Source organism: Actinoplanes sp. NPDC049802 (assembly GCF_040656595.1).
GTDB lineage: Bacteria > Actinomycetota > Actinomycetes > Mycobacteriales > Micromonosporaceae > Actinoplanes.
In genome coordinates this window covers 1-25,568 of record NZ_JBFAMR010000051.1, presented here as the reverse complement: position 1 = coordinate 25,568, position 25,568 = coordinate 1, and the positions used below count along the sequence as shown (strand labels likewise).

Here is a 25,568-nt window from a genome sequence, read left to right as displayed (position 1 = left end):
CTAGTCCACAGGACGGTCCAGATGGACCACCAAGCGGATCGGATGACCGATGGAGCACACCGCTGTCACCCCCTGCCTGATCGCCGGCGAGTGGGTCGGCGACGGCCCGCGCGAGGACCGGGTCGGCCCGTGGACCCGCGCGGTCGTCAGCTCGGCCCGGCAGGCTCAGGAACACGACGTCCGGACGGCTCTCGCGTACGCCCGGAAAGGATCTCGGGCGGTGGCCCGGATGTCGCCCGCGGCCCGCGCCGGGATCCTGGAGCGCGCCGCCGCCGAGGCGCTGCGGCGCCGCGACGACCTGGCCCGGCTGCTCGCCCTGGAGCTGGGCAAACCCGTCAAGGACGGCCGCGGCGAGATCGACCGGGTCGCCGACACGTTCACCGTCTCGGCCGCCGAGGCCCGCCGGATCGGCGGCGAGGTGCTGCCGGTCGCGGGCTTCGCGCGCGGGGTCGGCAACACCGCGTTCACCTACCGGGCGCCGGTCGGGGTGGCCCTGGCGATCACCCCGTTCAACGCCCCCGCCAACCTGCTCGCCCACAAGCTGGCCGCCTCGTTCGCGGCCGGCAACACCACCCTGGTCAAACCGCCGCCGCAAGCGCCCGCCGCCTCGGTCGCGGTGGTGCGGCTGCTGCTCGACTGCGGCCTGCCGCCCGAGGCGGTGCAGGTGCTGCACGGCGGCGCCGCGGTCGGCTCGGCCTTGAGCGCCGCGCCCGAGGTGGGGGTCATCAGCTTCACCGGCAGCCCGGCGACCGGCCACGCGGTGGCCCGCGCCGCCGGGGCGAAACGCCTGGTCATGGAGCTGGGTGGCAATGCCGCGACGATCGTCTGCGAGGACGCCGACATCGACGCGGCCGCCCGGGTCTGCGCGGCGACCGGCTACAGCAACTCCGGTCAGAGCTGCATCTCGGTGCAGCGCGTCTACGTGCACCGCTCCCGCTACGACCGGTTCGTCGCCGCGTTCACCGCCGAGGTGCGGAAACTGACCGTCGGCGACCCGCTCGACCCGGGCACCGACGTGGGTTCGATGGTCGGCGACGACGCCGCCGAACGGGTCGTCGACTGGGCCCGGCAGGCCGCCGCCGCCGGCGCCACCATCACCACCGGCGGCCGCCGCGACGGGGCGATCGTGCAGCCCACCGTCGTGGCGTCGCCGCCCGCCGACGCCCGGCTGGTCCGCGAGGAGGTGTTCGGCGCGGTCGTCGGCGTGCTCGCCTACGACGACTTCGGCGACGTGCTGGCCGCCTGCAACGACAGCCGGTACGGGCTGCAGGCCGGACTGTTCACCCACGACGTCCGCCGCATCGTCACCGCGTGGCGCGAACTGGAGGTCGGCGGCCTGATCGTCAACGGCTCGTCGAACTTCCGCCTCGACCACGTCCCGTTCGGCGGCGTCAAGGACTCCGGTTTCGGCCGCGAGTCGCCGCGCTGGATGATCGACGACTACACCGTCGTCAAAACCCTCCTGCTGCGCGGCACATCCCTGTTCGGCACGGCGGAGGAGATCTGATGGACACCACGGTGAGCGCCGCCGAGGCGATGGTCGCCCAGCTCGAGTCGTACGGCGTCGAGCACGTCTTCGGCACCTGCGGGCACACCAACATCGCCCTGCTCGACGCGCTGGGCCGCAGCAGCGTCGAGTTCGTCATCGCCCGCCACGAGCAGGCCGCCGCGCACGCCGCCGACGGCTACGCCCGGGCCACCGGCCGCACCGGGGTGGTGCTGCTGCACGTCGGCCCCGGCATGACCAACGCGGTCACCGGCGTGATGACCGCCGCCCTCGACTCGGTGCCGCTGGTCGCGATCGCCGGCGACATCCCCTCCTACTACCACGGCCGGCACCCGCACCAGGAGATCAACCTGCACTCCGACGCCGATCAGACCGCCGTCTACCGGCCGTTCGTCAAACGCGCCTGGCAGGTGCACCGGCCCGAGGACCTGGCCCGCTTCACCGAACGCGCCTTCTGGACCGCCGCGTCCGGCCGTCCCGGGGCGGTGCTGCTGAGCGTGCCGATGGACCACTTCTCCCGGCCGGTCACGCCGGTCGCGTACCCGCTCGCCGTGCCGCAACGGCCCGATCTGCCCGCCGACGTCGCCGGGGAGATCGCCGACCTGCTCCTGGAGGCCGAACGGCCGCTGGTCTACCTGGGCGGCGGGCTGCGCCGCGGCCCCGGGCTGGACGCGCTGCGCGCCCTCGTCGAACACCTCGACATCCCGGTGGTGCACTCGCTGATGGCCAAGGGCACCCTGCCCGACGACCATCCGCTGCTGCTCGGCATGCCCGGCTTCTGGGGCCTGGAGATGACCAACCGGCGCACCCGCGAGGCCGACGTCGTGCTCGCGCTGGCCACCCGGTTCGCCGAGACCGACGCCAGCTCCTGGGACCGCCGCTACACCTGGAGCTTCCCGCCCGGCCGGCTCGTCCAGATCGACGTCGACCCGGCCGAGATCGGCCGCAACTTCCCGGTCACCGTCGGCGCGGTCGCCGACGTCAGCCGGGCGGTCCAGGCGATCAGCACCGCCGTGCACGCCCACCAGCCGCGCCCGCACCGCCGGGAAGGGCTGCGCGAGACCATCACCGCCGCCCGGCGCACGCTGTTCGCCGACAGCCGGGGCCGCGGCGCCGACGACCGGTTCCCGCTGCGCCCGGAACGCATCCTCACCGACCTGCGGGCGCTGCTCCCGGCCGACGCCGTGCTGGTCACCGATGTCGGCTGGAACAAGAACGGGGTGGCCCAGTGCTACGAGCTGCCCGCCGCCGGCCGGTTCATCACCCCGGGCGGCGCGTCCACGATGGGGTTCGGGCCGGCCGCCGCGGTCGGCGTGCAGATCGCCGAACCCGGCCGCACCGTGGTGGCGCTGATCGGTGACGGCGGCATGAGCGCCCAGCTGCCCGCCCTGCCGATGGCCGTCGAACAGGGCGCCCCGGTGATCTTCGTGGTGATGAACAACCGGTCGCACGGCACCATCTCCGATCTGCAGGCCGGCAACTTCGGCCGCAGCTACGGGTGCGACTTCACCGGGCCGGACGGGGAGCCGTACAGCCCCGACTTCGCGGCGCTGGGGCGGGCGTGCGGGGCGGACGGCTACCCGGTCGAGAGCGCCGCCGGCTTCGCCGACGCGCTGCGGGCCGCCCTCCAAGCGCGCCGGCCGGCCGTCATCGACGTGCCGATGGTCAACGAGCCGGTGCCCACCCCGGGGCACTGGAACATCAAGGACATCTATCAAGGCGTCTTCGAATAGAGGGAATTCACGTGGCGTACATCGATAGAAGAAACCTGTTGAAAGGCGCCGCCGCGCTCGCCGTGGTGCCCGGCATTCCGGCGGCGCCGCGCCGCACGTCCTGCGACACCCCCGGCGGGGCGGATTTTCCCAAGGTCGGCGGCAACCTCGGCAACCAGAACTACAGCGGGCTGCGCCGCATCAACCCCGGCAACGTACGCCGTCTGCGCGGCGCCTGGATGAACTCGATCGAGGGCGGTCTGCGCAGCGGAAACAGCCAGAGCACCGCGGTCGCCGTCGACGGGGTCCTCTACATCGAGTCCGCCCTGGGCAACGTCGTCGCCGTCGACGGCGTGACCGGGCAGACGAAGTGGCGTTACGACCAGACGCGCGGCGCGCTGACCCGGCGTGGTGTCGCGGTCGGCAACGGCTACGTCTACACCAAGTCCAACGACAACTACGTGATCGCCCTCGACCAGCAGACCGGGCAGGTGGCGTGGGAGCGGCAGATCAACGGGTTCGGCAACATCGAGAAGGTCGCCGTCGTGCACCACGACGGGCTGCTGTTCTGCGGCACCAACGACGGCCCGCGTGGCGCCGCCCTCGCGCTCGACGCCCGTACCGGTGATCTGTTGTGGCATTTCTGGGGCACGCCCGGTCCGGGGGAGCTCGGCAACGACACCTGGGAGGGCGACTCGTGGGCCGAGGGTGGCGCCACACCGTGGATCCATCCGGCCGTCGACCCGGAGCTGGGTTTGACCTACTGGACGTTCGGCAACGCCCGCGGCAGCAACTCGTCGCAGGACGGGTCGGCGCGCGGCGGCTCGAACCTGTTCGCGAACTCGCTGGTGGCGCTGGACATGCGCACCGGCGCCTACCGGTGGCACTTCCAGTCGGTCCACCACGACATCTGGGACATGGACAACGTGATGTCGCCGGTGCTGGCCGACGTCCGCATCCACGGGCGGATGCGCAAGGTGGTCGTCTACGGCAGCAAGTCCGGCATGTTCTTCATCCTCGACCGCATCGACGGCACCGCCCCGCTCGGCATCGTGGAGCGGCCGGTCCCGCAGGAGCCGCGGCAGAAGACGTGGCCGACGCAGCCGTTCCCGGTGCAGGGCGGCTGGACCGAGCAACGGGTCGTCGACCAGCCGCTGGGCACGTCGGTGCCCGGCGACCCGAACCGGGCGGTCCCCAACTACGTGCGGGGTGCCCTCTACGACCCGCACTGGGACGTGCCGATCCTGTCGATCCCCGGCCACGGCGGCGGCGCCGACTGGTCGCATCTGTCGTTCAGCCACCGCACCGGGCTCGTCTACACCGGATTCGGGTACGTGGCGTCGGCGCACTCGCTCACCGAGACCGCCAACGGGCTGCGGCCGCCCGGCGAATACCAGACCGGCGGGATCGTGGCGGTCGACGTGTCCACCAACCGGGTGCGGTGGAAGCGGCGGATGCCGTATTCGCTGGCCCACGGCAACGGGATCCTGACGACCGCCACCGATCTGCTGTTCATCGGCCGGCCGGACGGCAATCTGCTGGCCATGGACGCGCGCACCGGCCGGGAGCTGTGGCGGTTCCAGACCGGGGCGGCGATCAGCTCCAGCCCGATCATGTACCGGGCCGGCGGAAAGGAGTATCTGGCCGTCTTCGCCGGTGGGACCAGCATTCCGTACGGGAACTCGGCGCCGCGCGGGGACTTCCTGTGGGCGTTCGAGATCGACGGGGCGCTCGGCCCGGCGGTGACCCCGCCACCCCCGGTGATCCGGCGGCCGGTGTCCGGCGGGCCGGTCGACGGGGCGGCCGTCGCCAACACGGTGATCATCGGGCGGACCTCGACCGGGACGGCCGAATCGTTCGGGGTCGCGTCGATGGCGCCCACCCACCTGCGGGTTCCGGTGGGGACCACGGTCACGTTCACCAACCATCCGGGCAACGCCGGCACACGCGGGGTCACCCAGTTCTTCGAGGGACTGTTCGACGTGCGGCTGGCGCCGGGGGAGTCGTTCACGTACACGTTCGACCGGGCGGGGGAGTACTTCTTCAACGACCCGGCCAGTCCCCGCTCGACCGGCAAGATCGAGGTCGTGACGCCGTGAGGCCGCTGGCCGTCCTCAACGGGCCGAACCTGAACATGCTCGGGCGGCGGGAGCCGGAACTGTACGGGCGGGTGACGCTGGCCGAGATCGAACGGCGGTGCACGCTGCTGGCCGGGGAGCTGGGCTTCGAGCTGTTCCTCGGCCAGTCCAACGCCGAAGGGCAGCTGATCGACTGGGTGCATCAGGCGTACGAGACGTCGTCGGCGGTGATCATCAACCCGGCCGGGCTGTCGACCCGGTCGGTGGCCCTCTACGACGCGCTGCGAATGCTTCAGCAGCCGGTCGTCGAGGTGCACCTGACCAACGTGTTCGGGCGCGAGCCGCTCTACCGGCGGCTGCTGACCGCGGCCGCCGCCACCGGCTTCCTGGCCGGATTCGGGGCGGAGGTCTACGAACTCGCCATGCGCGGCCTGGCCGGGAGGGTGTGGTGCGAGCCGGAGTCATCGGCTGCGGCCGGATCGCCCGCGACGATCTGAACGCCCCGCGCGCGGCCGGTGCCGAGGTGTACGCGGTCCCCACGCCGGCGTGCACCGGCCGGCCGGTGCCGCCGCGGTGAGCCGGTCAGCCGCCGAACGGGCTGTCGAAGCCGCGTTCGGCGATCTGCCGGGCCATCCGTTTCAGGTCGGCGGCGAACTCGGCGACCTTCGCGGGGGTGAACCGGACCGTCGGCCCGCTCAGCGACAGCGCGGCCACCACCGTGCCGGAGCGGCCGACGATCGGGGCGGCCACGGCGGACAGGCCCTCCTCTCGTTCGCCGTGGCTCTCCCCGAAGCCGTTGCGGGTGGTCTCGTCGATCCAGGCCCGCATGACCGAGGCGTGCCCGGGGCCGTGCGGCGAGCCCTTGGCGATCCGGTCGAGCAGGGTGGGCGGGGCGTCGCGCAGCAGCACCTTCGACGACGCGCCGGCCCACATCGGCAGCTCGTCGCCGACGTGCACGACGTGCCGCAACGGTTGCGGGCTCTCCTGCTGGGCGACGCAGACCCGGTGGACGTCGCGGGCCACGTACAGGTTGACGGTCTCCCGGCAGCGGGCGGCCAGCTCGCGCATGCCGCTCTGTGTCTCGGGCGGCAGCTCCCAGCCGCGGCGGGCGAGGTGCGCCCACCGCCACAGGCCGGGCCCGGCCATGTAGCCGCCGCTGGTGGCCCACAGCAGCCCGTTCTGTTCGAGGGTGGACACCAGGCGCAGCACGGTGGTCTTGGCCAGGCCGGTGGCCTCGACGATGTCGCGCACGGAGATGATCGGCCGGTCGTCGGTGAGCAGGCCGAGGATGCCCAGGGCGCGCTGGACGCTGCGGACGCCCTGCTGGTCGGCGGACTCGGCCGGTTTCTCCACGGTGACCCACTCTCTCGTGCCGGTGCTCACCCGAGGATTCTGCTGCATTTCCCACATCGGGGACCGGCGGCACCCGGCCTCTTGCGTGAACGGATCGACGCCCGTACGTTACACGCAGTCCATGTGACGGTCCAAACGGTCCGCACAGTGGTTCAGACAGCTGGCGGAAGTGAGGTCCTTTCGTTGAGCACACCCGTCGAGTGGCGCGAGCCGGCGCCCCTGCGTGCCTGGGGCTCGGCCGAGCTGTGGGTCGCCGTCGCCGCGCTGGCGGTGATCTTCGTGAGCGTCCTGTGGCAGGTGATCAGCCGGTACGTGCCGGCGCTCAACTGGCCCGGCGTCAGCGAACTGGCCAGCTACTCACTGATCGTGCTGACTTTCGTGATGGTCGGCTACCTGATCGGCAACAACGGCCACATCATGATCCAGATCGTCGACTACCTGGCCAAAGGCGTCGCCTTCACGATCGTCAAAGCGCTCTCCGCCGCGTTCACCGCGATCATCTGCGCGATGCTGGCCTGGGAGGCCTACCACCTGATCCTGATGTACCCGGACCGGCAGACCGCCGCCCTCGGCGTACCCCTCTGGATCCTCTACGCCGTCCCGCTGGCCGGCTTCATCTCCGGCGCGGTGCGCGCCACCGTGCGCATCTTCGTCGCCCACCGCCCCGACGCCCACTTCGACGCGGCGGAGGCGAGATGATCCTCGAACTGTGGATGGTCGGCGCCGCCATTGCCGTCCTGCTGTTCCTGCGGGTCCCGGTCGGCCTCGCCTTCATCGGCCCCAGCCTGTGGTACGCGCTGGCCGACGGCCGCTCACCCGGCTTCGCCCTGAAAACCACCTTCGACGGCCTCAACAGCTTCCCGCTGCTGGCCGTGCCCCTGTTCATCCTGGTCGGCGTCCTGGCCAACCGCCTCGGCATCGCCGACCGTCTCTACGAGTTCTGCCTCGCCGCGCTCGGCCGGCTGCGCGGCAACCTGGCCTACGTCAACGTCGGCTCCGCCGTCGGCTTCTCCTGGATGAGCGGCTCCGCCCTGGCCGACGTCGCCGGTCTCGGCAAGATGCAGATCCCGCAGATGGTCAAAGCCGGCTATCCGCACGGCTTCGCCTCCGGCCTGACCGCCTCGTCGTCCCTGATCAGCCCGGTGATGCCACCCAGCATTCCGGCCGTCATCTACGCCGCCACCGCCACCGTCTCCACCGGCGCCCTCTTCGCCGCCTCGGTGATCCCCGCCTTCGCGATGGCCGCCGGCCTCTGCGTCTACATCTTCCTCTGGACCGCCCGGCGCCCCCAGTTCACCTCGGTCCCCTTCGACCGGGCCCGCTTCACCAAAGCGTCGATCGGCGCGGTCGGCCCCCTGCTCACCCCGGTCATCCTGCTCGGCGGCATCCTGTCCGGCGTCTTCACCCCGACCGAGGCGGCCTCGGTCGCCGTGCTCTACATGCTGATCCTCGGCGTCGTCTACCGCACCCTGCGGGCACCGGTGATCCTGCAGGCGGCCCGGGAGACGGCGGCGATCACCGGCGGCATCATGCTGATCCTCGGCGCCGCCGCCCTGCTCGGCCTGATCCTCACCCGCGCCCACGTGTCCCGCGACGTCGCCGCGTTCCTGACCGGCGTCTCGGACAACCCGTGGATCTTCATGCTCCTGGTCAACATCATCCTGCTGATCCTCGGCTGCCTCATCGACGCGACCGCGGTCATCCTGGTCACCGTGCCGGTGCTGCTGCCGATCGCCGTCCAGTTCGGCATCGACCCGATCTACTTCGGCGTCGTCATGATCATCAACCTGATGCTCGGGCTGCTCACCCCACCGGTCGGCAGCGTCCTCTACATCACCAGCTCGGTCACCGGGAAACCGGTCGACGTCGTCTTCCGCGGGGTCGCGCCGTTCCTGATCCCGCTGCTGATCGTCCTCATCGCGGTCACCGCACTACCGGACATCGTGCTGTGGCTGCCCAAAGTCCTCGGATTCTGACGATTCGGGAGAACAACATGCACCGATCGAAGATCGCCGCGGCGATCCTGCTACCCCTTCTCCTCGCCACCGGATGCACCACCCAAGAGAACGACACCGGCGCCGGCGACGGCGCCAACCCGCAGATCACCATCAAGATCGGCAGCTCTCAGCCGGAGACCCAGCCCAACTACCGCTGCGGCATGCAACTGCTCAAGGAACGCCTCGAAGGCCGGCAGGACCTCAACCTCACCATCGACCTGTTCCCCAACAGCCAGCTCGGCCCGGACGCCGAACGCTTCGCCGGCGTCCAGAGCGGCGACATCGACATGGACCTGCAAGGCGGATCCGCCATGTCGACCGCCTTCCCGCAGATCGGCGTCCTCGACGCCGCCTACGCCTTCAACGACATCGACCACTTCTTCAAATGGGTCGACCAGAACGGCAAGACCTTCTTCGCCGACTTCAACAAGGCCACCGGCACCACCATCATCGACTCCTGGTACTTCGGTATGCGCACCTTCACCGCCACCAAGGAGATCCGCAAACCCGCCGACCTGTCCGGCCTCAAGATCCGCTTCCCGAACACGCCGCAGTTCCTCGCCAACGCCGAAGCCCTCGGCGCCAACGCGGTCGCCATCGCCGTCGAAGAGCTCTACCTCGCCCTGCAACAGGGCGTCGCCCAGGGCCAGGAGAACCCGGTCGTCGCCACCCACGCCCAGAAATTCGACGAGATCCTCAAGGTGGCCAGCCTCACCGACCACCAGGTCGGCGCCCACTACGTGGTGATCTCCGACAAGACCCTCGCCAAGATGAGCCAGCCGCAGAAGGACGCCCTCTTCACCGCCGTCCACGACATCCGCGCCGAGAACCGCAAATGCGTCGACGACGAGACCAAGACGGTCCTCGACGGATGGCGGGGCGACTCCACCCGTACCGTCGTCGAAGCCGACCAGGTCGACAAGCAGGCCTTCATCGCCAAGGCCGAGGCGTACTTCAACTCCCACTACACCGGCGCGAACCTCGAGCTCTACAAGAGCATCCGGGCCTCCGCCTGATGGATCACGTGCTGATCGGACTGGTCGGTGCCGGCATCGGCCAGTCCCACTCCCCACTGCTGCACCAGCGGGAGGCCGACCGGCACGGCATCCGGCTCATCTACACCACCATCGACTCCAACGCCCGCCACCTGCACGCCGGCGACCTGCCCGACGTGCTCCGCTGGGCCCGCACCCTCGGCTACCGCGGCCTCAACATCACCCACCCGTTCAAACAGCAGATCATCAACCACCTCGACGACCTCTCCGGCGAGGCACGCACCCTCGGCGCCGTCAACACCGTCGTCTTCGACGACCACACCGTCAAAGGCCACAACACCGACGGGTACGGGTTCCGGCGCGGCTTCCTGGAGACGTTCGCCGACGCGCCCCGCCGGCACGTCGTGCAACTCGGAGCCGGTGGCGCCGGAGCGGCCGTCGCCCACGCCCTGCTCGACCTCGGCACCGACCGGGTGACCATCGTCGACGTCGAACCCGGACGCGCCGCCGACCTCGCCGGGCGACTCGGCGCCCGGTGCGCCGCCGGCCACCCCGCCGACCTGGCCGCACTGCTCACCACCGCCGACGGGGTCGTCAACGCCACCCCGGTCGGCATGGACCACCACCCCGGCTCACCCGTACCCCCCGAATGCCTTCGCCCCGGCCTGTGGGTCGCCGACCTCGTCTACCGGCCCGCCGACACCGCCCTGCTGCGGGCCGCCCGCATCGCCGGCGCCCTCACCCTGCCCGGCGTCGCCATGAGCGTCCACCAGGCCGTCGCCGCCTTCGAACTGTTCACCGGCGTGCCCGCCGACCCGGCCGCGATGCTCGCCGACTCCGCCGACCTGCTGCGCACCGGCCGGTGAACCCGCCACTGTGGTCGGCCGCGCCGTTCCCGGCACTGCTGATCACGGTCGCCCTCCTCGAAGTCCTCGCCGCCGGCTGGTGGAGCCGCCTCACCAGCAAAGCGCTCGTCTGCGCCGCGTTCGCCGCCCCCGCCGCCGCGCACCTGCTCACCGCCGACGGCGGCCCCGCCGCGCTCGCCCACTCGCTCACCGAATACGTGTCGTTCCTGTCGCTGCTCGCCGCCCTGTACGTCATCGCCGGCGGCATCCACCTGCGCGGCTCCCTCGCCGGCACCCCCCTCGCCAACGCCGGCATGCTCACCGTCGGCGCCGTCCTCGCCAACCTGGTCGGCACCACCGGCGCCGCCATGCTGCTGATCCGCCCCTTCCTGCGCGCCAACGCCCGCCGCCGGCGCCGCGCCCACCTGGTCGTCTTCTTCATCCTCATCGTCGCCAACGCCGGCGGCCTGCTCACCCCGATCGGCGACCCACCGCTCTACCTCGGCTACCTCAAAGGCGTCCCGTTCGACTGGACGCTGCGCCTGTGGGGGCCGTGGCTGTTCGTCAACGGCGTACTCATCCTGATGTTCAACCTGATCGACCAGTTCCTGGTCAACCGCGAGGAACGCCAGGACCTCGCCACCGGCCTGATGGACCAGCTCATCGTCCACGAGCCGCTGCGCGTCGAAGGCCGCCGCAACCTGCTCCTGCTCGCCGCCGTCGTGCTGCTGCTGGTGGCCCGGCTCCCCGCCCCCGTGACAGCCGCCGGCCTGTGGGCGATCACCTACCTGTCCTGGCGGATCACCCCACCCGGCGTGCACCGCGACAACCACTTCACCTTCGGCCCGATCGCCTCCGTCGCGATCATCTTCGCCGCCGTGTTCGTCACCATGACCCAGCCGCTGCTCATCCTCAACGCCCGCGCCGCCGACACCGGCCTCACCGAACCGTGGCAGTACTTCTGGGCCACCGGGGCGCTGTCGTCGGGCCTCGACAACGCCCCCACCTACCTGGCCTTCACCGCCGTCGCCGCCGGCCTGCTCGGCATCAGCATCGACGACCCCACCTACCTGAACACGCTGATCAGCACCCCCACCGGCAGCGACCTGCTCTACGCCATCTCCTGCGGCGCCGTGATCATGGGCGCGCTCACCTACATCGGCAACGGCCCCAACCTGATGGTCAAGGAAGTCGCCGAACACCGGGGCGTCCGCATGCCGCACTTCTTCGCGTACGCCGCCGTCGCCCTGATCGTCATGCTGCCCGTCCTGGCAGCCACCACCTTCCTGTTCTTCCCACCCGGGAGCCCACCATGAGAAGACGGACCACCGCCGTACTGCTCACCCTCGTACTGGCCGGCATCAGCCCGGCGCCCGCCACCGCCGCGCCCGGCGCGCCCACCGTCCCGGTCCCCGCCGTCACCGGCCCGCTGCCGCCGCGACCCTTCTTCGCCAGCGACCTCGACCTGCCCGCCCGCGGCTACGTCGAACAGGAATACCTCTACAGCGGGCACGCCAACGTGTACGACGCGACCGTCGCACCCGGCATCGGCGCCCGGCCCACCCCGTCACCGACCGCGAACATCGTCTCCAGCGGCCATCCCTACACCACCCGCATGGTCGTCCGCCGGCCGGCGCACCCCGCCGCGTTCAACGGCACCGTCATCGTCGAATGGCTCAACGCCACCAGCCAGTACGACGTCGAGGCGTACTGGTTCCGCACCCACGAGTTCCTGCTCCGCGACGGCTACGCCTGGGTCGGCATCACCGCACAGAGCGCCCCCGTCACCCACCCGGTCCTCGGCCTCAAAGCGTTCGACCCCCAGCGGTACGCCGCCCTCGACCTGCCCGCCGGCGACGCGCTGTCGTTCGACGCCTACGCCCAGGGACTCCAGGCGGTGCGCCGTGCCGGTGTGCTCGGCGGCCTCCAGAACCGGATCGGCACCGTCATCGCCGCCGGGGTGTCCCAGTCGGCCGGCCGTGTCTCCGTGTTCGTCAACGCCGTACAGCCCCGCACCCGGCCCGTCGCCGACGCCGTCCTGCTCTACGTCGGCGGCGAACGCCTCCGCGACGACCTGCCCATCCCCGTGTTCAAGGTGCTGTCCGAAACCGAGTTCGCCGCACCACCGGCAAGCTCCGCCAACGAGATCAGCTCCCTGCAACCGGACACCCGCCGGATGCGCACCTGGGCCGTCGCCGGCACCTCCCACTCCGACTGGGCCTCGTTCGCCGTCCGCTACGCCCTCCTGCGACGCGACCAGCCCACCGCGCCGCTGCGCGACAACTGTGCCCGCCCCAGCCGCAGCCGCATCCCCGACCGGTACACCCTGTCCGCGGCGACCCACCACCTCGCCCGCTGGGCACGACACGGCACACCACCGCCCACCGCACCGCTGATCACCCTCGGCCCCGACGGTCTGACCGTCCAGCGCGACCAGCACGGCAACGCCCTCGGCGGTCTCCGGCTCGCACCCTTCCAGGTGCCCGTCGCCCTCGACACCGGCATCAACGAGAACCCGCCGGGAGCGGGCGGACTGTGTTTCCTCAACGGCACCCACCTTCCGTTCGACCGGGCCACCCTCACCGCCCTCTACCCCGACCGGCCCACCTACCTGCGACAGTTCACCGCCGCCACGGCCCGCAACGTCCGCGACGGCTACGTGCTGCTCCCCGACGCCGCCGAGATGCTGCGCGACGCCCACACCTCCCTGACCGGCCGCGACCTGGAATGCCGGGAACTGTGCGCCAACGTCAGCCAGTTCCCGATCCAGCCGTCCACCCAACTGCTGCGCGACCACACCGCCTTCCTCTACCAGCGCGGCGGCGACCGGCTGCTGCACACGCTCGACGACGCGACCCTCGCGGTAGCCCGCGGCCAAACCGACCCGGCGCGGCAGCCGCACCACTACGCCGTGGCGGTGCGGGCCCTGGAGGACTACCGTGACCTCCTCGAACGGCAGCGGCGACTCGGCCGGGCCACCGTCGAACAGGCCGCCCTGCTCGACGGCTACGCGACCGAACTGATCCAGCGCCTCACTCCCGGCCCGCCCACCGGGCACGGCGCGTGACCCGAGGACGAGCCACCGGACGACCAGCCGTCCGCACCCGAAAGCCCGACCGCGACGGGAGGCTACGCGAGTTGGGTGCCGGTCGTTCTCGGCGCCACTGGGCCGGGCCGTGGTCTGTGTTGTGTCGCCGATCATCGGCACCAACGCGGGGGACCGCTCGCGAGCCGGAGAGCCACCAGGCCGTCCAGACACCTGCCCGGCGACTGCGGCGAAAGGCACAGGTGCTACGGAAGCTCCGCGATCACCATCATCCGATCGTGTCCGGCGTTCAGTGGCCTACCGTCTTCGCCGTACCCTGCCACGGTGGTGAACCCCGCAGCCGTGCACCAATCGCGCAGCTCAGGAAAGCCGAACAATCGCTTGAGGAAGGTCAATCTGCGGACCTGACCGTCGCGGACCACCGTGCGTTCGACCTCGAAGCGCCCAGTCAGCGGGTCCCAGTGGTGACGGTCGACAAGCATGTCACCGTTCTCCCGGGCCGCCGTGATTCGCGACGGGGTGTACGAGGCAAGGAACCTCGCCAGGTTGTCCAGATCCATGGCCATTCGCCCGCCGGGCCGCAGGACTCGAGCGATCTCCGCAAGGACGTTGCGGTTGGCGGGGTCGTCGAAGTATCCGAAGGCCGTCGTCCAGTTGACCAGACGATCGAACCGTCCCGTCCATCCCGGAAGTCGCCGCATGTCACCCGCGACGTACTCGACGTCCACGCCCATCGCCGCGGCGTCGGTTCGAGCCCGGTCGAGGAACACCGCCGACGAGTCGAGGCCGGTGACCTCGCAACCACGGGCCGCCAAGGCGTTCGCCAGCGCACCGTGGCCACAGGCCAGATCGAGCACGCTCATCCCGGGTCGCAGATCCAGCAGCCGCCAGACGATGTCAGCGGCGGCGGACGTGGCGGCATACGCCGTTCCCACCACAGGCCCGTGCGTCGGCGCGCTGCCACCCCCCGGCGAAGCGAAAAAATGCAGGTAGTCCTCGTCGTACATCGCCGCCGCGTCGAACAGATCCGCCGTCATGATTCCCACCGTATTCACGGACGGGGCAATCAACAACCGCGTTGGTGGAGCTCACGGCCTCACTGTTGCGCCGCGATCCGCTTGCCGCCGAAGCCCGTGACCTGCGACCAAGCCGGACTCGGCGGCGCGTGCGTGCTGCGGCACCATCTCGCCGGCAACCACCGCAGCACTCGCGACGGCATGATGGATCCATGCCTGATCCTCAGCCCGTCCCTGAACCACGCAAGACGCTCACCCACGCCGGCTGCGTGGTCTCGACTCCCTTCGGATACCGCCCGTTGCAGCTGGATCTGCATGTGCCGCCGGGCGACGGCCCGTTCCCGGTCGTGCTCTGGATACACGGCGGCGGCTGGGTGGGCGGCAGCCGGGTGTGGACCGTGGACCAGCGGTTCCACGAGCGCATGGTGGCCCGAGGGTACGCGGTCGCCGACGTCGACTACCGGCTGGCGCTGGAGGCCACGTACCCGGCGCAGCAGGCCGACATCGACGCCGCCATCCGCTGGCTGCGCCACCACGCCGCGGCGCTGCGGCTCGACCCGGGCCGGTTCGCCGCCCTGGGCGAGTCGGCCGGCGGCCAGCTGGCGGCGATCGCCGGGCTCACCGGCACCGGCGACACGGCGCTTCAGGCCGTCATCCTCTGGTACGGCGCCGGCGACCTGTCCAGCCTGCGGAACCAGGACGACCCGTTCACAAACCCGGCACTGCTGCTCGGCGGCCCGCTCGCCGAACGCGCGGCCCTCGCGCGGCTCGCCAGCCCCTTGCACAACGTCCACCCGGACGCCCCGCCGTTCCTGCTGGTGCACGGCACCGAGGACGAGATCGTCCCGTTCGCGGACGCCGTCGGCTTCGCCGCGGCGATGCAGGCCCAGGGCGTACGGTGCGAAGTGCTGCCGGTCGAGGGCGCGGGCCACGTCTTCACCGGCGCGAGCGTCGAGGTGGGCACCCTCACCGAGACCGGCGCCGACTTCCTCGACGACGTCCTCGGCCACGCCGCGATCTAACGATTCGCATCTTGCGACGGATCCGAGTCGACCGGCAGGACCGCGGTGGGCGTGCACCGTTTGACGGACATCCGCGATCAGGGCATCTGGAGTGTCCGGGAGGATGCCCGGCGAATCCTGGATCAGGCGGTGGACGTGTCGGGCCGGAACCGGAAGCGGCCATGATCGGCCCGATCCTGACTGTCGGCCCTCGTTACCTGGCTGCCACCGGGGTGGTCCGGGTGTGGATCGACACGGGTGCCGCTTCGTCCGCGCGGCGGCTTCCCCGGCGATCCGAACAGGAGGCCGAGGACGTCGTCGGGGGAGGCCACGGCGATCACCGGACCCGAACGTCAGCCGTCGCCGCCGGAGCCCCGATGCCGACCCGATCGCCGGACGGTGTTCTCACACGGCCCGGACCTCGGCGAGCCGCTTGACCGCGTAGTCGTCCTTCCAGCAGACGGCGGCCTCCCACGCGGCCGACGCCTGCGCGGCGATGTCGTACGCGGCGCCGTCCAAACCGGCGGCGTTGCCGGGCAGCACCAGGTCCAGGTCGGGGACGTCGACACGTGACTCGTCCCAGTCGATCAGCGCGACCCGGTTCGCGGTGACCCGGACGTTGCCGGGGTTGAGATCGCCGTGCACCACACATGCCGGGCGCCCGGCCAGCCGTGCCCACGCCGCGCGGCACCGGGCCACGCCTTCCGGGGGCATCGCCCGCAGGTCGATCCTCGTCCCGGTGTCGGCGTGCAGCAGGTCCGTCGACGACCGCCAGCCCGGCCGCTGCGGCCAGCCCCGCGTCAACCGGTGCAGCTTCCGCACCGTGCCGGCGACACGGCGCCAGTCGGACGGGGTCTCGGGCGGTCCACCCTCCAGGTAGGTCATCACCATCAGGCCGTCGGCGAAGAGCCGGCCGTCCATGGCCGGGATCGGCGCCGGTACCGTCAGGCCCGCACGGTCGAGGTGGCTGAGCAGTTCGGTCTCCCACGCCAGATCGGCGTCGCTTCGGGAACCGAGCCGGCCGACCGCGAGGCGCCCGCCGACGCGTACGCTCCACACGTCGTTGGCGACCCCGCCGGTGAGCGGTTCGACACGGGTGGCGTCCGCACCCCACTCCGAAAGCGCCTCCCATCCCATCGCCCGGATTTTACGGGCGCTCGGCCTCGGTGGTGGGTCGGCCGGCACGCCCTTGGCCGCAATAGGGCCCTTGTCGCAGTCTGCTGGCAACTACAAGATGATGGCGTCAGGAGTGGGATAACCCGTAGCTCCTGACCCGATCGGGCGCGCCGGCACGCGATGATCCAGCAGCCGGCGGGCCCGATCGCCGCTACGGCTCGGCCCTTTCACCGGACGTCTGCGATGACCATGCCCACTTCGCCGGTGGTTGCCCGGGCCGACACCGCGCCCGCCGATTTCAGGAAGCCGGCACTCGGGGGACGGCAGCAGGCGGAGCCCCCTCAGCCCCGGCGCATCCTTCGCCACGCGGACCGCTGGATCAGCAGCGTCAACAGGCCGCCGACGACGATCGCGGCCAGGTTGACGACCAGTTGCAGCGCGGATCCGAGCGCCTCGTCGGTGACGCCGTAGGCCACCGCGACGGCGGCGTTGGCTGCCGCGGGCACCGTGGTGACCGAGATCAGCACGCCGACGAGGGTGCCCGACTTCGCGGAGGTCAGCGAGAGGATCCCGGCGACGCCGCCGAGGAAGCCGATCACCCAGGACAGCGCGTCGGGCTGCCAGATGAAGTCGGTCAGCGGCCGGTCGGCCAGCAGCATGGACTTGTTCACCAGGCCGGCGGCGGTCAACAGCCACACCGCGCCGACGGTGACGGCCATGCCGACCGGGAAGCCGACGCGGAGGGCCAGCGCCGAGTCACGCACGAGCCGGCCCTTGCGCAGCGCCAAGCCCACGCAGAGTGCCGCGAGCGGCCCGAACTCCGGTCCGACGACCATGGAACCGACGATGAGGATCGGCTGGTCCAGCAGCACCCCGATGGCGGCGATGATCGTCGCTATGGTCATGAACGCCAGGAAGGCGGCCGACAGTTCGGTCTCCTCGCCGGTCCGGTGCTCGATCTCGTGCCACACCACGGCGTCGGCGCCGAGCCCGGGCACCCGGCGGGCGGCCCGGTCCGCCGACGCCGACAGCGTCGCGTCGACGCGTTCGACCACGATCGCCCCGTCACGGTCGAGTCCCAGGGTCTGGAGCCGGTCGAGGACGGTGTCGGCTCCTTCACGGACGACGTCGAACTCGACCACGTCACCGTCCGGGGAGATCGCCGCGCCGGGCAGCACCATCAGGTGGGCGATCCCCGGGTCCTCGCGAGCACGCTGGTCAGACGCGCGGTGACCGACGGCGGCGTGATCACCCGGACATGCAGCACACCCGGCAGTCTACGGCCGCCGCCGGCGGCGGCGAGGGCGCCGTGAAGCCGCGGCGACACCGGTGTGAATCCGGCCGCGCGCATGCTGTCGGCGGATCGTGGCCACCCGGGCACGACGGAGGAGGAGCCAGCATGATCGCGGTGACCGGGCTGCGTAAGTCGTTCGGTGAACGAACCGTCCTCGACGGCATCGACCTGAACGTTCCGGAAGGCACGACGTTCTCCCTGCTGGGCCCGAACGGGGCCGGCAAGACCACGACGGTACGGATCCTGTCGACGGTGATCGGCTTCGACGGCGGGCACGCCGCGGTCGCCGGGCACGACCTGGCCCGGGCACCCGACCGGGTACGCGCGGCGATCGGCGTGACCGGCCAGTTCTCCGCCGTGGACGACCTGCTCACCGGCACGGAGAACCTTCAGCTCATGGCCGACCTGCACCGTCTGGGCCGCGCCGACCGACAGCGGCGGGTCACCGAACTGCTCGACCGGTTCGACCTCGGCGCCGCCGCCGGCCAGGTCGCCTCCACCTACTCCGGCGGGATGCGGCGCCGCCTCGACCTGGCGATGACGCTGATCGGCGACCCACGGGTGATCTTCCTCGACGAGCCGACCACCGGACTCGACCCGCGCAGCCGCCGGATGATGTGGCAGACGATCCGCGACCTCGTCGCAGGTGGCGTGACCGTCTTCCTGACCACCCAGTATCTGGAGGAGGCGGACCAACTCGCCGACCGGATCGCCGTGCTCGACCAGGGCCGGGTGGTCGCCGAGGGAACCCCGGAACAGCTCAAACGCGGTGTTCCCGGCGGCCACGTCCGGCTGCGTTTCGCGGACGCCGCCGCGCTGACCGCCGCCGTGGGAGTCCTGCCCGGCGCGGCCCCCGACGAGGAGGCGCTGACGGTGCAGGTGCCCGGCGACGGCGGGGTGCCGGCGCTGCGCCGGCTGCTGGACCGCCTGGACACGGCCGGCGTCACGGTCGAGTCCCTGTCGGTGCACACCCCCGACCTCGACGACGTCTTCCTCGCCCTCACCGGCCACCAGCACGAGGAGGCGACCCGATGAGAGACGCGGCGACGATGGTACGGCGCAACATGCGCCACACCGTCCGCAATCCGGGCGCGGTCATCATGACGATCGCCCTGCCGGTGGTTCTGCTGCTGCTGTTCGTCGGCGTCTTCGGCGACGCCCTGAGCGCGGGTTTCGGCGCCGCGGCGCCCGGCGACGACTACATCGACTACGTCGTGGCCGGAATCCTGCTGATGACCGTCGGGTACGGGTCGACCATCACCGCCCTGGCCGTGAACCGGGACATGACCGAAGGGATCATCGTCCGGTTCCGGAGCATGGCGATCTCCCGGACCGCGGTGCTGACCGGCCACGTCGTCGGCTCCACGGTCCGGACCATGCTGGGGGCGCTGCTGGTGGTCGGTGTCGCCGTGGCGCTGGGCCTGCGCCCGGCCGGCGACCCGGTACGGCTGCTCGGCGCGGCCGGGCTGCTGCTGATGATGACGGTGGCCCTGACCTGGCTGGGTGTCGCCGTCGGCCTGGCCGCCAAGACCCCCGACGGCGTCGCCCCGTTCACCCTCGTGCTGCAACTGCTGCCGTTCCTGTCCAGCGCGTTCGTGCCGCCGGAGGCGATGTCGGGGCCGGTACGCTGGTTCGCCGCGCACGAACCGTTCACACCGATCACCGACACCCTGCGCGCGCTGATGCTGGGCGTCCCCGTCGACCACGCCGGCCTGCCCGCGGTCGGATGGTGCCTGGTGCTGGCGGTGGCCGGTTACCTGTGGGCGCGGGCGCTGTTCAGCCGCGATCCCGTCTGATCAGCTGGGCCAGCGCGGCCGCCCGCAACCCGTCATGATCGAGGCCGGCGTACTCCGTGACCGCCACGGCGTACGCCGCCTTGTCGGCCTGTTCGGCGAGTTCGCGGATCCGGGCGCCCGACATCGTCGGCTGGAATCCGCTCAGCCAGCGGAAACGCTCGGCGAGGGCGATCATCCGCACCGCCCGTGACGCCGCCCCACGGTCCAGGTCGACCAGGGCCGGCACCAGCAGCAGCGAGCCGCACACCGGGAACTCCACCACCGGGGCGGCCCCCACCGTCGTCGCCGCCGACTCCGTGAGCGTGCCGGTCAGATCCCGCACCAGGTCGAGACGGCCGTGGTGGGCGTGGGTGACGACGGCGACGACCTGAACCTCGCACGCCCACGACGCGGCGCCGGCCGGGTCGTCGCGCAGCCGCCCGGCCGCCTCCCGCCACAGTCGCAGGCCGCCGTCGACGTCGCCGCGGCCGAGCCGGATCTCGGCGCGGGCACACACGTCGAACAACGGCAGCCCGGTCGGTTTGTCCCCGGCCCCGGTGATCTGCTCCAGCCCCCGCTCGGCCCGGTCGTACTCGCCGCGTTGCAGGTCGGCGAGCAGCAGCGCCCACCGTCCCCGGGCCACGGTGGGCGCCGCGCCCAGCTGCCGCATCAGGCGCAGAGCCTCGTTCAGATGGTCGAAGGCCGGCTGTCCCGGCTCGACCTGCAGGCACAGTTCGCCGATGCGGGCGTGCGCGACGGCCCGGATCCACGGGTCACCGTCGTCGCCGATCCCGGCCAGCATCCGCCGGGCCGCCCGCAGCGCGCCGGGCAGGTCGTTGCCGTGCTCGGCCACGAAGCTGTACGCGTACCCGGCGGTGCCCGCCACCAGCGGCTGATCACTGTCGCACAGCTCCCGCAACGCCTGCGGGCCCGGCGCGCACAGCGCCACCTGCGCGGCCCGGACCACGGTGTCGGCGGCGGGCACCGGCATCCGCCGCAGCACCGCCAGGGCCCGCAGCGGGGCGGGCCCGCGCAGCAGGTACGCGCTGACCGCGCACAGCACCGCTGCGGTCCGGGCCGCCTCCACCGTGCCGGGGCCCGGACGGGTGCGCGACAGCACCGGCGGCGCGTCCCGGGCCAGGGCGGTCAGGCGGGTGAAGTTCGACTCGGTGAGCCACAGGCTGCCGAGCATCGCCGCGGTCACCGCCACCACGTCGCCGTCGCCACGGTCCAGCCCGTACCGCAGCGCCTGCACCAGGTTGTCCTGTTCGGCCCGGACGCGCGCCAGGTCGGGCAGCAGATCGGCGGTGAGCACCGGGTCCGGGCCGCCGGCGCCGAGATCGCGGGCCCAGCCGAGGAACCGGGTGACCGTCCGCTCGTCCTCGCCGGCCTCACGACGGCGGGCCGTGCTGAACTCGCGCACCGTCTCCAGCATGTGCAGGCGCGCCCGCGGCCCGTCGTCGGTGACCTTCAGCAGCGACTGCTCGGCCAGCTGATCCAGGATCGTGTCGTCGCCGATCAGATGCCGCGCGGCGTCGACGGTGAAGCCGCCGGGAAACACCGACAGCGCCCGCATGGCGGCCCGGCCGTCGTCGTCCAGCAGATCCCAGCTCCACTCGATCACCGCCTGCAGGGTGCGATGGCGTCGCGGGGCGTCACGCAGACCCGCCCGCAGCAGCGTGAACCGGTCGTCGAGGCGGCGGCTGATCTCGGCGACCGACATCACCCGTACCCGGGCCGCGGCCAGCTCCGCCGCGAGCGGCAGGCCGTCGAGGCGCGCACACAACGCGGTGACCGCGCCGTCCGGAAGGTCGGCGTCCGGGCGCACGGCCCGGGCGCGGCGCCGGAACAGGTCGGCCATCGTCGGCGGATCCAGCTGCGGAAGCGGGTACACGTGCTCCGACGACAGGCCCAGCGGGGCGCGGCTGGTCGTCAGCACCCTTAGGTCCCGGCCGGCCGACACCAGCGACTGGACCAGCCCGGCGACGCCGTCGAGGACGTGTTCGCAGTTGTCGAGCACCAGCAGGGCGGGGCCGGGCCCGAGCGCCTCGGCGATCCGGTCCACCGCGCCGGGCGCCGCACCGGGTCGGTTCTCGCCGGCTTCGACGACCGAGGCCACCTCGGCGATCACGTCACCGTCGGCGGTGACCCCGGCCAGTTCGACCACATTCACCGTACGATGTGACGCCTGCCCGGCGACGGCGAAGGCGACCCGGGTCTTGCCGAGGCCGCCGGCGCCGACGATCGACACCACCCGCGAGTCACGCAGCAGGGCGGTGACGGCGCCGATGTCGCCGTCCCGGCCGAGCAGCGCGTTCGGCTCGTGACGCACCCCGCGCCGCACCGCCGGCGTGTCGAGCAGCAGCAACTCCCGGTGGATCTCCTGCAGTCCGGGCCCGGGCCCGGTGCCGTGCTCCTCGCGCAGCGCCCGCCGGAAGGTGTCGTACCGGGTGAGCGCGGTCGCCGCGCCGCTGGTCGCGGCCTCACAGCGCAGCAACTCGGCCAGCAGCTCCTCGTCGCGCGGATGCCGGTGGGCGAGGCCGGCCAGCGGCGCGACCGCCTCGTCGTGCCGGCCGGTACGCGACAGGGCCAGCGCCCGGGCCCGGATCAGCTCCCACCGCGTCGCCTCGAGCCCGGCCCGCAACATCCGCACCGGAGAGTCCGGTGCGGCGTCATCGGCATCGGTGGCGGCGAACAACTCCAGCCCGGCGTCCGCGTGGCGCAGCGCCGCCCGGTGATCGCCGTCGCGGGCACACCGCCGGCTCGCCGCCGCGTGCCGCACGGCCGCCGTCGTGTCGAGCTGCTCCGGGCTGAGCGCCAGCCGGTAGCCGGTCGGGGTGCTCACGATGACGTCGGCGCCCAGCATGGCGCGGGTGCGCGACACCACCGTCTGCAACGCCTTGGTGGGATGTTCCGGCCGCGCGCCGGGCCACAGCGCGTCGATCAGCCGGGCGTTGCCGCAGCCGGTGGGCAGGTCGGCGGCCAGAAGCGCGACAAGGTCACGCGGCCGGGATCCGGTGATCTCCGCACCACGCCAGCGAACCGAGGACAGCAAGGTCAGAGCGACGGCCATTACGGTCAGCCTAGCGGGCCTCCGTACGCGAACCGTCTCCCGCCAGGTGCTGCCCGGCCAGGCGCAGCGCGGCCCAGACGAGCAGGGCGGGCGCGGCCAGCGACAGTGCCGCCACAGCGGCGGCGGAGGCGACGTCGGTCAGCGGGGGAGCGGTGTCCGGGACGATCATGTAGGCGCAGATCCGGAAGACGCTGCCGGGTTCCGGCTCCGGCAACTGCCGGTGCAGATGGGCGAGCCGTTCCGTCGCGGGCAGTGCCGGAACCAGCGTCAGGACGGCCCCCGCGATCAGCGCCGCCCGCGCCGGCAGACCCCCGGCGGTACGGGTCGCGGCCACCGCGATCACCACCGCCGCCGCGCCGAGGGTGAGCAGCCCCGGCACGGTCGCGATCAGCCGCCCGGGTTCGGCCGGCCCCGAGAGGACCGTGAAGAGACCGGCCGTCACGGCGACGGCGACCGGCGCCGCGACCAGGACACTCCGGCGGCGTGTTCCGGGCAGCACGCGTACGGCCAGGGCAGCGCACACCAGAGCGGCGCACCGCAACAGTTCCGCCAGCTGGCCGTACCGCAGGCGCATGGTCCAGTAATCGGTGATCGCGGGCGACTCGACGGGACACCCGTTCGGGCCCCGGGGCGCCGGCTCCGGCCACGGCGCCCGTACGGCGGCCAGGTCCACCAGCGAGGCCACGGTCAGCAGCACGCAGAACACGGCCAGCGCCACCACCATCCGCCGCGGCGCGGCCCGCCCCGCCACGATCACGCAGGCGGCCAGCGCCAGCAGGGCCACGATCTGCGCGCCGTACCGCAGATCGGTGCCGTCGAGCCCGGCGGCGACCGCCCCGACCAGGGCGGCACCTCCGAAGACGGCGATCAGCGTCGATGTGGGGCGCATCCACGGCATCCTTCCGCCCCGCAACACGCCCCATGACTAGACCCGCCCGTCCCGGACCAGCCCCCGGCGCGCTCAGTGCGGCACGACGGCGTGGCCCTTGCCCCGGGCGATCAGCCAGCGGTTGACCGGGACGGTGACGACGAACGCGACGGCCAGCGCGAAGGCCAGCGACAGCCAGAAGGTGACGCTGGTCAGACCGGCGTCCATGGCGCCGGGGACGGCGACCAGGACGGCGTTGTCGACGATCTCCATGACGGCGATGGACAGGGTGTCGGCGACGAACGCGATCCGGACCGCCTCGCGCAGCGGCAGCCCGGCCCGCCGGACCCGGCGGATGGTGAGCAGGTAGCCGAAGAAGAACGCCAGAACGACGGCCAGCACGATGGTGACCGCGTCGCTGAGACCGAACGCGGTGCCGATGACCATGCCGAGGACCTCGCCGATGGCGCAGCCGGTGAGACAGTGCAGGGTGGCGGAGACCGCCATGTTCCAGCCGCCGTGGCCGGCGGGATGAGTGTGATCGGCGTGCTGGCTCAACGTCACGATCCTTTCCGGTACGGGCGGACCGGCGCCAGCCGGACCGATCAGTGGAACCGCTGGACGAACGTGAGGGCGACCTCGCGCCGGCCGCTGTCGATGGTCAGGGATCGGCCGATCTCGGTGGTGTTCGGGTGTTGTAGAAGGCGATCGACCACTGTGTGGTCCTTCCCGCGGGGCCACCCGCTCATGCTAATCGGACGGACCGGGCCCGGTTTCCGGCTGCTGGGGGGCCACAGCAGCCGGAAACCGGCGTTCAGCCGTCGGAGGGCAGGATCCGGCGCCCGAACTCGATGTCGTCCAGGTCGCCGTGGAACTGGTCGGTGTCCACGTCGCTCTGGGCGGCGTTGATCCGTTTGCCGCCGATCACCACCGCGCCGCTGGGCAGGATGTCCTGCAACGGGCCGGTCTGCTGGGCGGGCGGCAGCACCTGGCGGCCGGTCTCCGGATCGTCCACCCGGATCTGGAACAGCACCGGCGACAGGCGGACGCACGTCACCCGGTACCAGCGGCCGACCGTCATCGTCAGGTCGGCCGGCAGCAGCACGAACCCGGTGCCGTCGGACCACCGGCAGGACGGGCGGCCGGCGTCGACCTGGAGTTTCCACTGGCTGACGCCGGCGCCCGCCGCGCCGAACTGGAACACGTTCATCCCGGCCGCCGGTGAGGGCGTCTCGGTGAGGCGGATGGCGGCGCCGTACACGAAAGTCCCTCACCCTGGTCTCCGGGCACGAGGGTGACCGAGCTCGCCGGGCGGATGATCGCTTGCGGACACGGCGCGGCGGTGCAGCTGCCGCCCGGGAAGCGCAGGAAGCCGTCGACCGGGGTGATCGTGCCGCCGCCTCCGGTGACGACGGTGCCGTGCAGGTTCTTGCCGCTGCTGTCGGCGACCAGGGCCGGGCCGGCGAGGTCGCCGAGGTAGTGAAGTTCGAGTTCACCGGGTGGCGGGGCGGCCGTCGCCGGGGTGGCGGCGAGGACGGCGGCGCACACCGCGCCGGTCAGAAAACGCGGAAACGTCATGCCAGGGAGTGCACCGGAACGGCCGACACCAGACAAGACGGATTTGTGCGACTGACCCCAAAGGAGGTGCCTCAGCGAAGGGCCGCAACTCCCACGGCGCCCGCTCCGCTGCCTGCACGTCACAAACCCGAGAACCACTATCCGGTACGCCTGCCCGTCCCGTGGCGGGGCGACCCGCGATCACCCGCCCACCCGCGCCCGGTGCCGCGCCCGCCGGGCTCGGCGAGCAGGACCCGGATCACGCGGCGACTCCGATGGGGGCGGTGGCGCGGACCAGGAAGCGGCCGTCGCCGGTGGGTTGAGCGGTGAGCGAG

Annotated in this window: 22 protein-coding genes; 13 read left to right on the top strand and 9 right to left on the bottom strand. The window is 72.0% G+C overall.

Features of this window, described 5'->3' with window-relative positions:
- Nucleotides 1-49: 49 nt before the first annotated feature.
- The 4 genes from AB0I88_RS28695 to AB0I88_RS28680 are packed head-to-tail and all read left to right on the top strand — an operon-like array spanning nucleotide 50 to nucleotide 5,794.
- Nucleotides 50-1,507 (top strand): aldehyde dehydrogenase family protein, encoded by a 1,458-nt coding sequence (locus AB0I88_RS28695; RefSeq protein WP_361031235.1) that lies wholly within the window; start codon nucleotides 50-52, stop codon nucleotides 1,505-1,507.
- Nucleotides 1,507-3,240: a thiamine pyrophosphate-binding protein gene (locus AB0I88_RS28690; protein ID WP_361031232.1), complete on the top strand. Its 1,734-nt coding sequence runs from the start codon at nucleotides 1,507-1,509 to the stop codon at nucleotides 3,238-3,240. Before AB0I88_RS28695 ends, AB0I88_RS28690 begins: the two co-directional genes overlap by 1 nt.
- Before the next feature lie 11 nt (nucleotides 3,241-3,251).
- A complete protein-coding gene (locus tag AB0I88_RS28685; RefSeq protein WP_361031229.1) occupies nucleotides 3,252-5,318 on the top strand; it encodes a PQQ-binding-like beta-propeller repeat protein in 2,067 nt (688 codons plus the stop codon).
- Nucleotides 5,315-5,794 (top strand): type II 3-dehydroquinate dehydratase, encoded by a 480-nt coding sequence (locus tag AB0I88_RS28680; RefSeq protein ID WP_361031226.1) that lies wholly within the window; start codon nucleotides 5,315-5,317, stop codon nucleotides 5,792-5,794. Before AB0I88_RS28685 ends, AB0I88_RS28680 begins: the two co-directional genes overlap by 4 nt.
- A gap of 85 nt (nucleotides 5,795-5,879) precedes the next feature.
- On the opposite strand, the gene AB0I88_RS28675 is transcribed toward AB0I88_RS28680, so the two are convergent.
- The gene (locus AB0I88_RS28675; RefSeq protein WP_361031223.1) at nucleotides 5,880-6,680 is read right to left on the bottom strand and encodes an IclR family transcriptional regulator; all 801 of its coding nucleotides are present in this window, start codon (nucleotides 6,678-6,680) and stop codon (nucleotides 5,880-5,882) included.
- A gap of 153 nt (nucleotides 6,681-6,833) precedes the next feature.
- On the opposite strand from AB0I88_RS28675, the gene AB0I88_RS28670 reads away from it, so the two are divergent.
- From AB0I88_RS28670 to AB0I88_RS28645, 6 genes are read left to right on the top strand one after another with little or no spacing between them, the layout of a single operon-like run.
- Nucleotides 6,834-7,349: a TRAP transporter small permease subunit gene (locus AB0I88_RS28670; protein WP_361031220.1), complete on the top strand. Its 516-nt coding sequence runs from the start codon at nucleotides 6,834-6,836 to the stop codon at nucleotides 7,347-7,349.
- Nucleotides 7,346-8,626, top strand: coding sequence for a TRAP transporter large permease (locus tag AB0I88_RS28665; RefSeq protein WP_361031217.1), 1,281 nt, complete (start codon nucleotides 7,346-7,348; stop codon nucleotides 8,624-8,626). The genes AB0I88_RS28670 and AB0I88_RS28665 overlap by 4 nt, the downstream gene beginning before the upstream one ends.
- 17 nt (nucleotides 8,627-8,643) lie before the next feature.
- Complete coding sequence (gene dctP, locus AB0I88_RS28660; RefSeq protein ID WP_361031214.1) at nucleotides 8,644-9,663, top strand: TRAP transporter substrate-binding protein DctP; 1,020 nt, start codon at nucleotides 8,644-8,646, stop codon at nucleotides 9,661-9,663.
- Nucleotides 9,663-10,508: a shikimate dehydrogenase gene (locus tag AB0I88_RS28655; protein WP_361031211.1), complete on the top strand. Its 846-nt coding sequence runs from the start codon at nucleotides 9,663-9,665 to the stop codon at nucleotides 10,506-10,508. Before dctP ends, AB0I88_RS28655 begins: the two co-directional genes overlap by 1 nt.
- Entirely contained in the window at nucleotides 10,505-11,803 is a 1,299-nt protein-coding gene (locus tag AB0I88_RS28650; protein WP_361031208.1) for a sodium:proton antiporter, read from the top strand. The genes AB0I88_RS28655 and AB0I88_RS28650 overlap by 4 nt, the downstream gene beginning before the upstream one ends.
- Nucleotides 11,800-13,554, top strand: a complete 1,755-nt coding sequence (locus AB0I88_RS28645) for an alpha/beta hydrolase domain-containing protein (protein ID WP_361031205.1) — start codon at nucleotides 11,800-11,802, stop codon at nucleotides 13,552-13,554. Before AB0I88_RS28650 ends, AB0I88_RS28645 begins: the two co-directional genes overlap by 4 nt.
- 224 nt (nucleotides 13,555-13,778) lie before the next feature.
- Here the strand turns inward: AB0I88_RS28645 and AB0I88_RS28640 are convergent, their stop codons facing one another.
- Nucleotides 13,779-14,570, bottom strand: a complete 792-nt coding sequence (locus tag AB0I88_RS28640; RefSeq protein WP_361031202.1) for a class I SAM-dependent methyltransferase — start codon at nucleotides 14,568-14,570, stop codon at nucleotides 13,779-13,781.
- Nucleotides 14,571-14,761: 191 nt separating this feature from the next.
- On the opposite strand from AB0I88_RS28640, the gene AB0I88_RS28635 reads away from it, so the two are divergent.
- Entirely contained in the window at nucleotides 14,762-15,571 is an 810-nt protein-coding gene (locus AB0I88_RS28635; protein ID WP_361031199.1) for an alpha/beta hydrolase, read from the top strand.
- Nucleotides 15,572-15,955: 384 nt separating this feature from the next.
- Here the strand turns inward: AB0I88_RS28635 and AB0I88_RS28630 are convergent, their stop codons facing one another.
- Together AB0I88_RS28630 and AB0I88_RS28625 are read right to left on the bottom strand one after the other, a co-directional pair.
- Nucleotides 15,956-16,687 carry a phosphotransferase gene (locus AB0I88_RS28630; RefSeq protein WP_361031196.1) on the bottom strand — a complete coding sequence of 244 codons (732 nt, stop codon included), beginning with the start codon at nucleotides 16,685-16,687 and terminating at the stop codon, nucleotides 15,956-15,958.
- A 320-nt stretch (nucleotides 16,688-17,007) separates the two neighbouring features.
- Nucleotides 17,008-17,847 carry a DUF389 domain-containing protein gene (locus AB0I88_RS28625; RefSeq protein WP_361031193.1) on the bottom strand — a complete coding sequence of 280 codons (840 nt, stop codon included), beginning with the start codon at nucleotides 17,845-17,847 and terminating at the stop codon, nucleotides 17,008-17,010.
- A 218-nt stretch (nucleotides 17,848-18,065) separates the two neighbouring features.
- Here AB0I88_RS28625 and AB0I88_RS28620 point away from each other — a divergent pair, with 218 nt between their 5' ends.
- Complete coding sequence (locus AB0I88_RS28620) at nucleotides 18,066-18,995, top strand: ATP-binding cassette domain-containing protein (protein ID WP_361031190.1); 930 nt, start codon at nucleotides 18,066-18,068, stop codon at nucleotides 18,993-18,995.
- Nucleotides 18,992-19,756 (top strand): ABC transporter permease, encoded by a 765-nt coding sequence (locus AB0I88_RS28615; RefSeq protein ID WP_361031187.1) that lies wholly within the window; start codon nucleotides 18,992-18,994, stop codon nucleotides 19,754-19,756. The genes AB0I88_RS28620 and AB0I88_RS28615 overlap by 4 nt, the downstream gene beginning before the upstream one ends.
- On the opposite strand, the gene AB0I88_RS28610 is transcribed toward AB0I88_RS28615, so the two are convergent.
- The 5 genes from AB0I88_RS28610 to AB0I88_RS28590 all read right to left on the bottom strand — a co-directional run bounded on the left by AB0I88_RS28610 (nucleotide 19,737) and on the right by AB0I88_RS28590 (nucleotide 25,254).
- Nucleotides 19,737-22,808, bottom strand: coding sequence for a BTAD domain-containing putative transcriptional regulator (locus tag AB0I88_RS28610; RefSeq protein WP_361031184.1), 3,072 nt, complete (start codon nucleotides 22,806-22,808; stop codon nucleotides 19,737-19,739). The genes AB0I88_RS28615 and AB0I88_RS28610 overlap by 20 nt on opposite strands.
- A gap of 10 nt (nucleotides 22,809-22,818) precedes the next feature.
- On the bottom strand, nucleotides 22,819-23,697 hold the full coding sequence (locus AB0I88_RS28605; RefSeq protein WP_361031181.1) for a hypothetical protein: 879 nt from the start codon (nucleotides 23,695-23,697) through the stop codon (nucleotides 22,819-22,821).
- 72 nt (nucleotides 23,698-23,769) lie between these two features.
- On the bottom strand, nucleotides 23,770-24,234 hold the full coding sequence (locus AB0I88_RS28600; RefSeq protein WP_361031178.1) for a DUF4396 domain-containing protein: 465 nt from the start codon (nucleotides 24,232-24,234) through the stop codon (nucleotides 23,770-23,772).
- Nucleotides 24,235-24,490: 256 nt separating this feature from the next.
- A complete protein-coding gene (locus AB0I88_RS28595) occupies nucleotides 24,491-24,937 on the bottom strand; it encodes a LamG domain-containing protein (protein WP_361031175.1) in 447 nt (148 codons plus the stop codon).
- Complete coding sequence (locus tag AB0I88_RS28590) at nucleotides 24,883-25,254, bottom strand: hypothetical protein (RefSeq protein ID WP_361031172.1); 372 nt, start codon at nucleotides 25,252-25,254, stop codon at nucleotides 24,883-24,885. The genes AB0I88_RS28595 and AB0I88_RS28590 overlap by 55 nt, the downstream gene beginning before the upstream one ends.
- Nucleotides 25,255-25,568 lie beyond the last annotated feature (314 nt).

Bases quoted from the DNA above. Each gene is read 5' to 3' on its own strand.
- AB0I88_RS28695 (WP_361031235.1), top strand. From the start codon at position 50: ATGGAGCACACCGCTGTCACCCCCTGCCTGATCGCCGGCGAGTGGGTC.
- AB0I88_RS28690 (WP_361031232.1), top strand. From the start codon at position 1,507: ATGGACACCACGGTGAGCGCCGCCGAGGCGATGGTCGCCCAGCTCGAG.
- AB0I88_RS28665 (WP_361031217.1), top strand. From the start codon at position 7,346: ATGATCCTCGAACTGTGGATGGTCGGCGCCGCCATTGCCGTCCTGCTG.
- dctP (WP_361031214.1), top strand. From the start codon at position 8,644: ATGCACCGATCGAAGATCGCCGCGGCGATCCTGCTACCCCTTCTCCTC.
- AB0I88_RS28655 (WP_361031211.1), top strand. From the start codon at position 9,663: ATGGATCACGTGCTGATCGGACTGGTCGGTGCCGGCATCGGCCAGTCC.
- AB0I88_RS28645 (WP_361031205.1), top strand. From the start codon at position 11,800: ATGAGAAGACGGACCACCGCCGTACTGCTCACCCTCGTACTGGCCGGC.
- AB0I88_RS28640 (WP_361031202.1), bottom strand. From the start codon at position 14,570: ATGACGGCGGATCTGTTCGACGCGGCGGCGATGTACGACGAGGACTAC.
- AB0I88_RS28635 (WP_361031199.1), top strand. From the start codon at position 14,762: ATGCCTGATCCTCAGCCCGTCCCTGAACCACGCAAGACGCTCACCCAC.
- AB0I88_RS28630 (WP_361031196.1), bottom strand. From the start codon at position 16,687: ATGGGATGGGAGGCGCTTTCGGAGTGGGGTGCGGACGCCACCCGTGTC.
- AB0I88_RS28625 (WP_361031193.1), bottom strand. From the start codon at position 17,847: ATGGTGCTGCCCGGCGCGGCGATCTCCCCGGACGGTGACGTGGTCGAG.
- AB0I88_RS28620 (WP_361031190.1), top strand. From the start codon at position 18,066: ATGATCGCGGTGACCGGGCTGCGTAAGTCGTTCGGTGAACGAACCGTC.
- AB0I88_RS28615 (WP_361031187.1), top strand. From the start codon at position 18,992: ATGAGAGACGCGGCGACGATGGTACGGCGCAACATGCGCCACACCGTC.
- AB0I88_RS28610 (WP_361031184.1), bottom strand. From the start codon at position 22,808: ATGGCCGTCGCTCTGACCTTGCTGTCCTCGGTTCGCTGGCGTGGTGCG.
- AB0I88_RS28605 (WP_361031181.1), bottom strand. From the start codon at position 23,697: ATGCGCCCCACATCGACGCTGATCGCCGTCTTCGGAGGTGCCGCCCTG.
- AB0I88_RS28590 (WP_361031172.1), bottom strand. From the start codon at position 25,254: ATGACGTTTCCGCGTTTTCTGACCGGCGCGGTGTGCGCCGCCGTCCTC.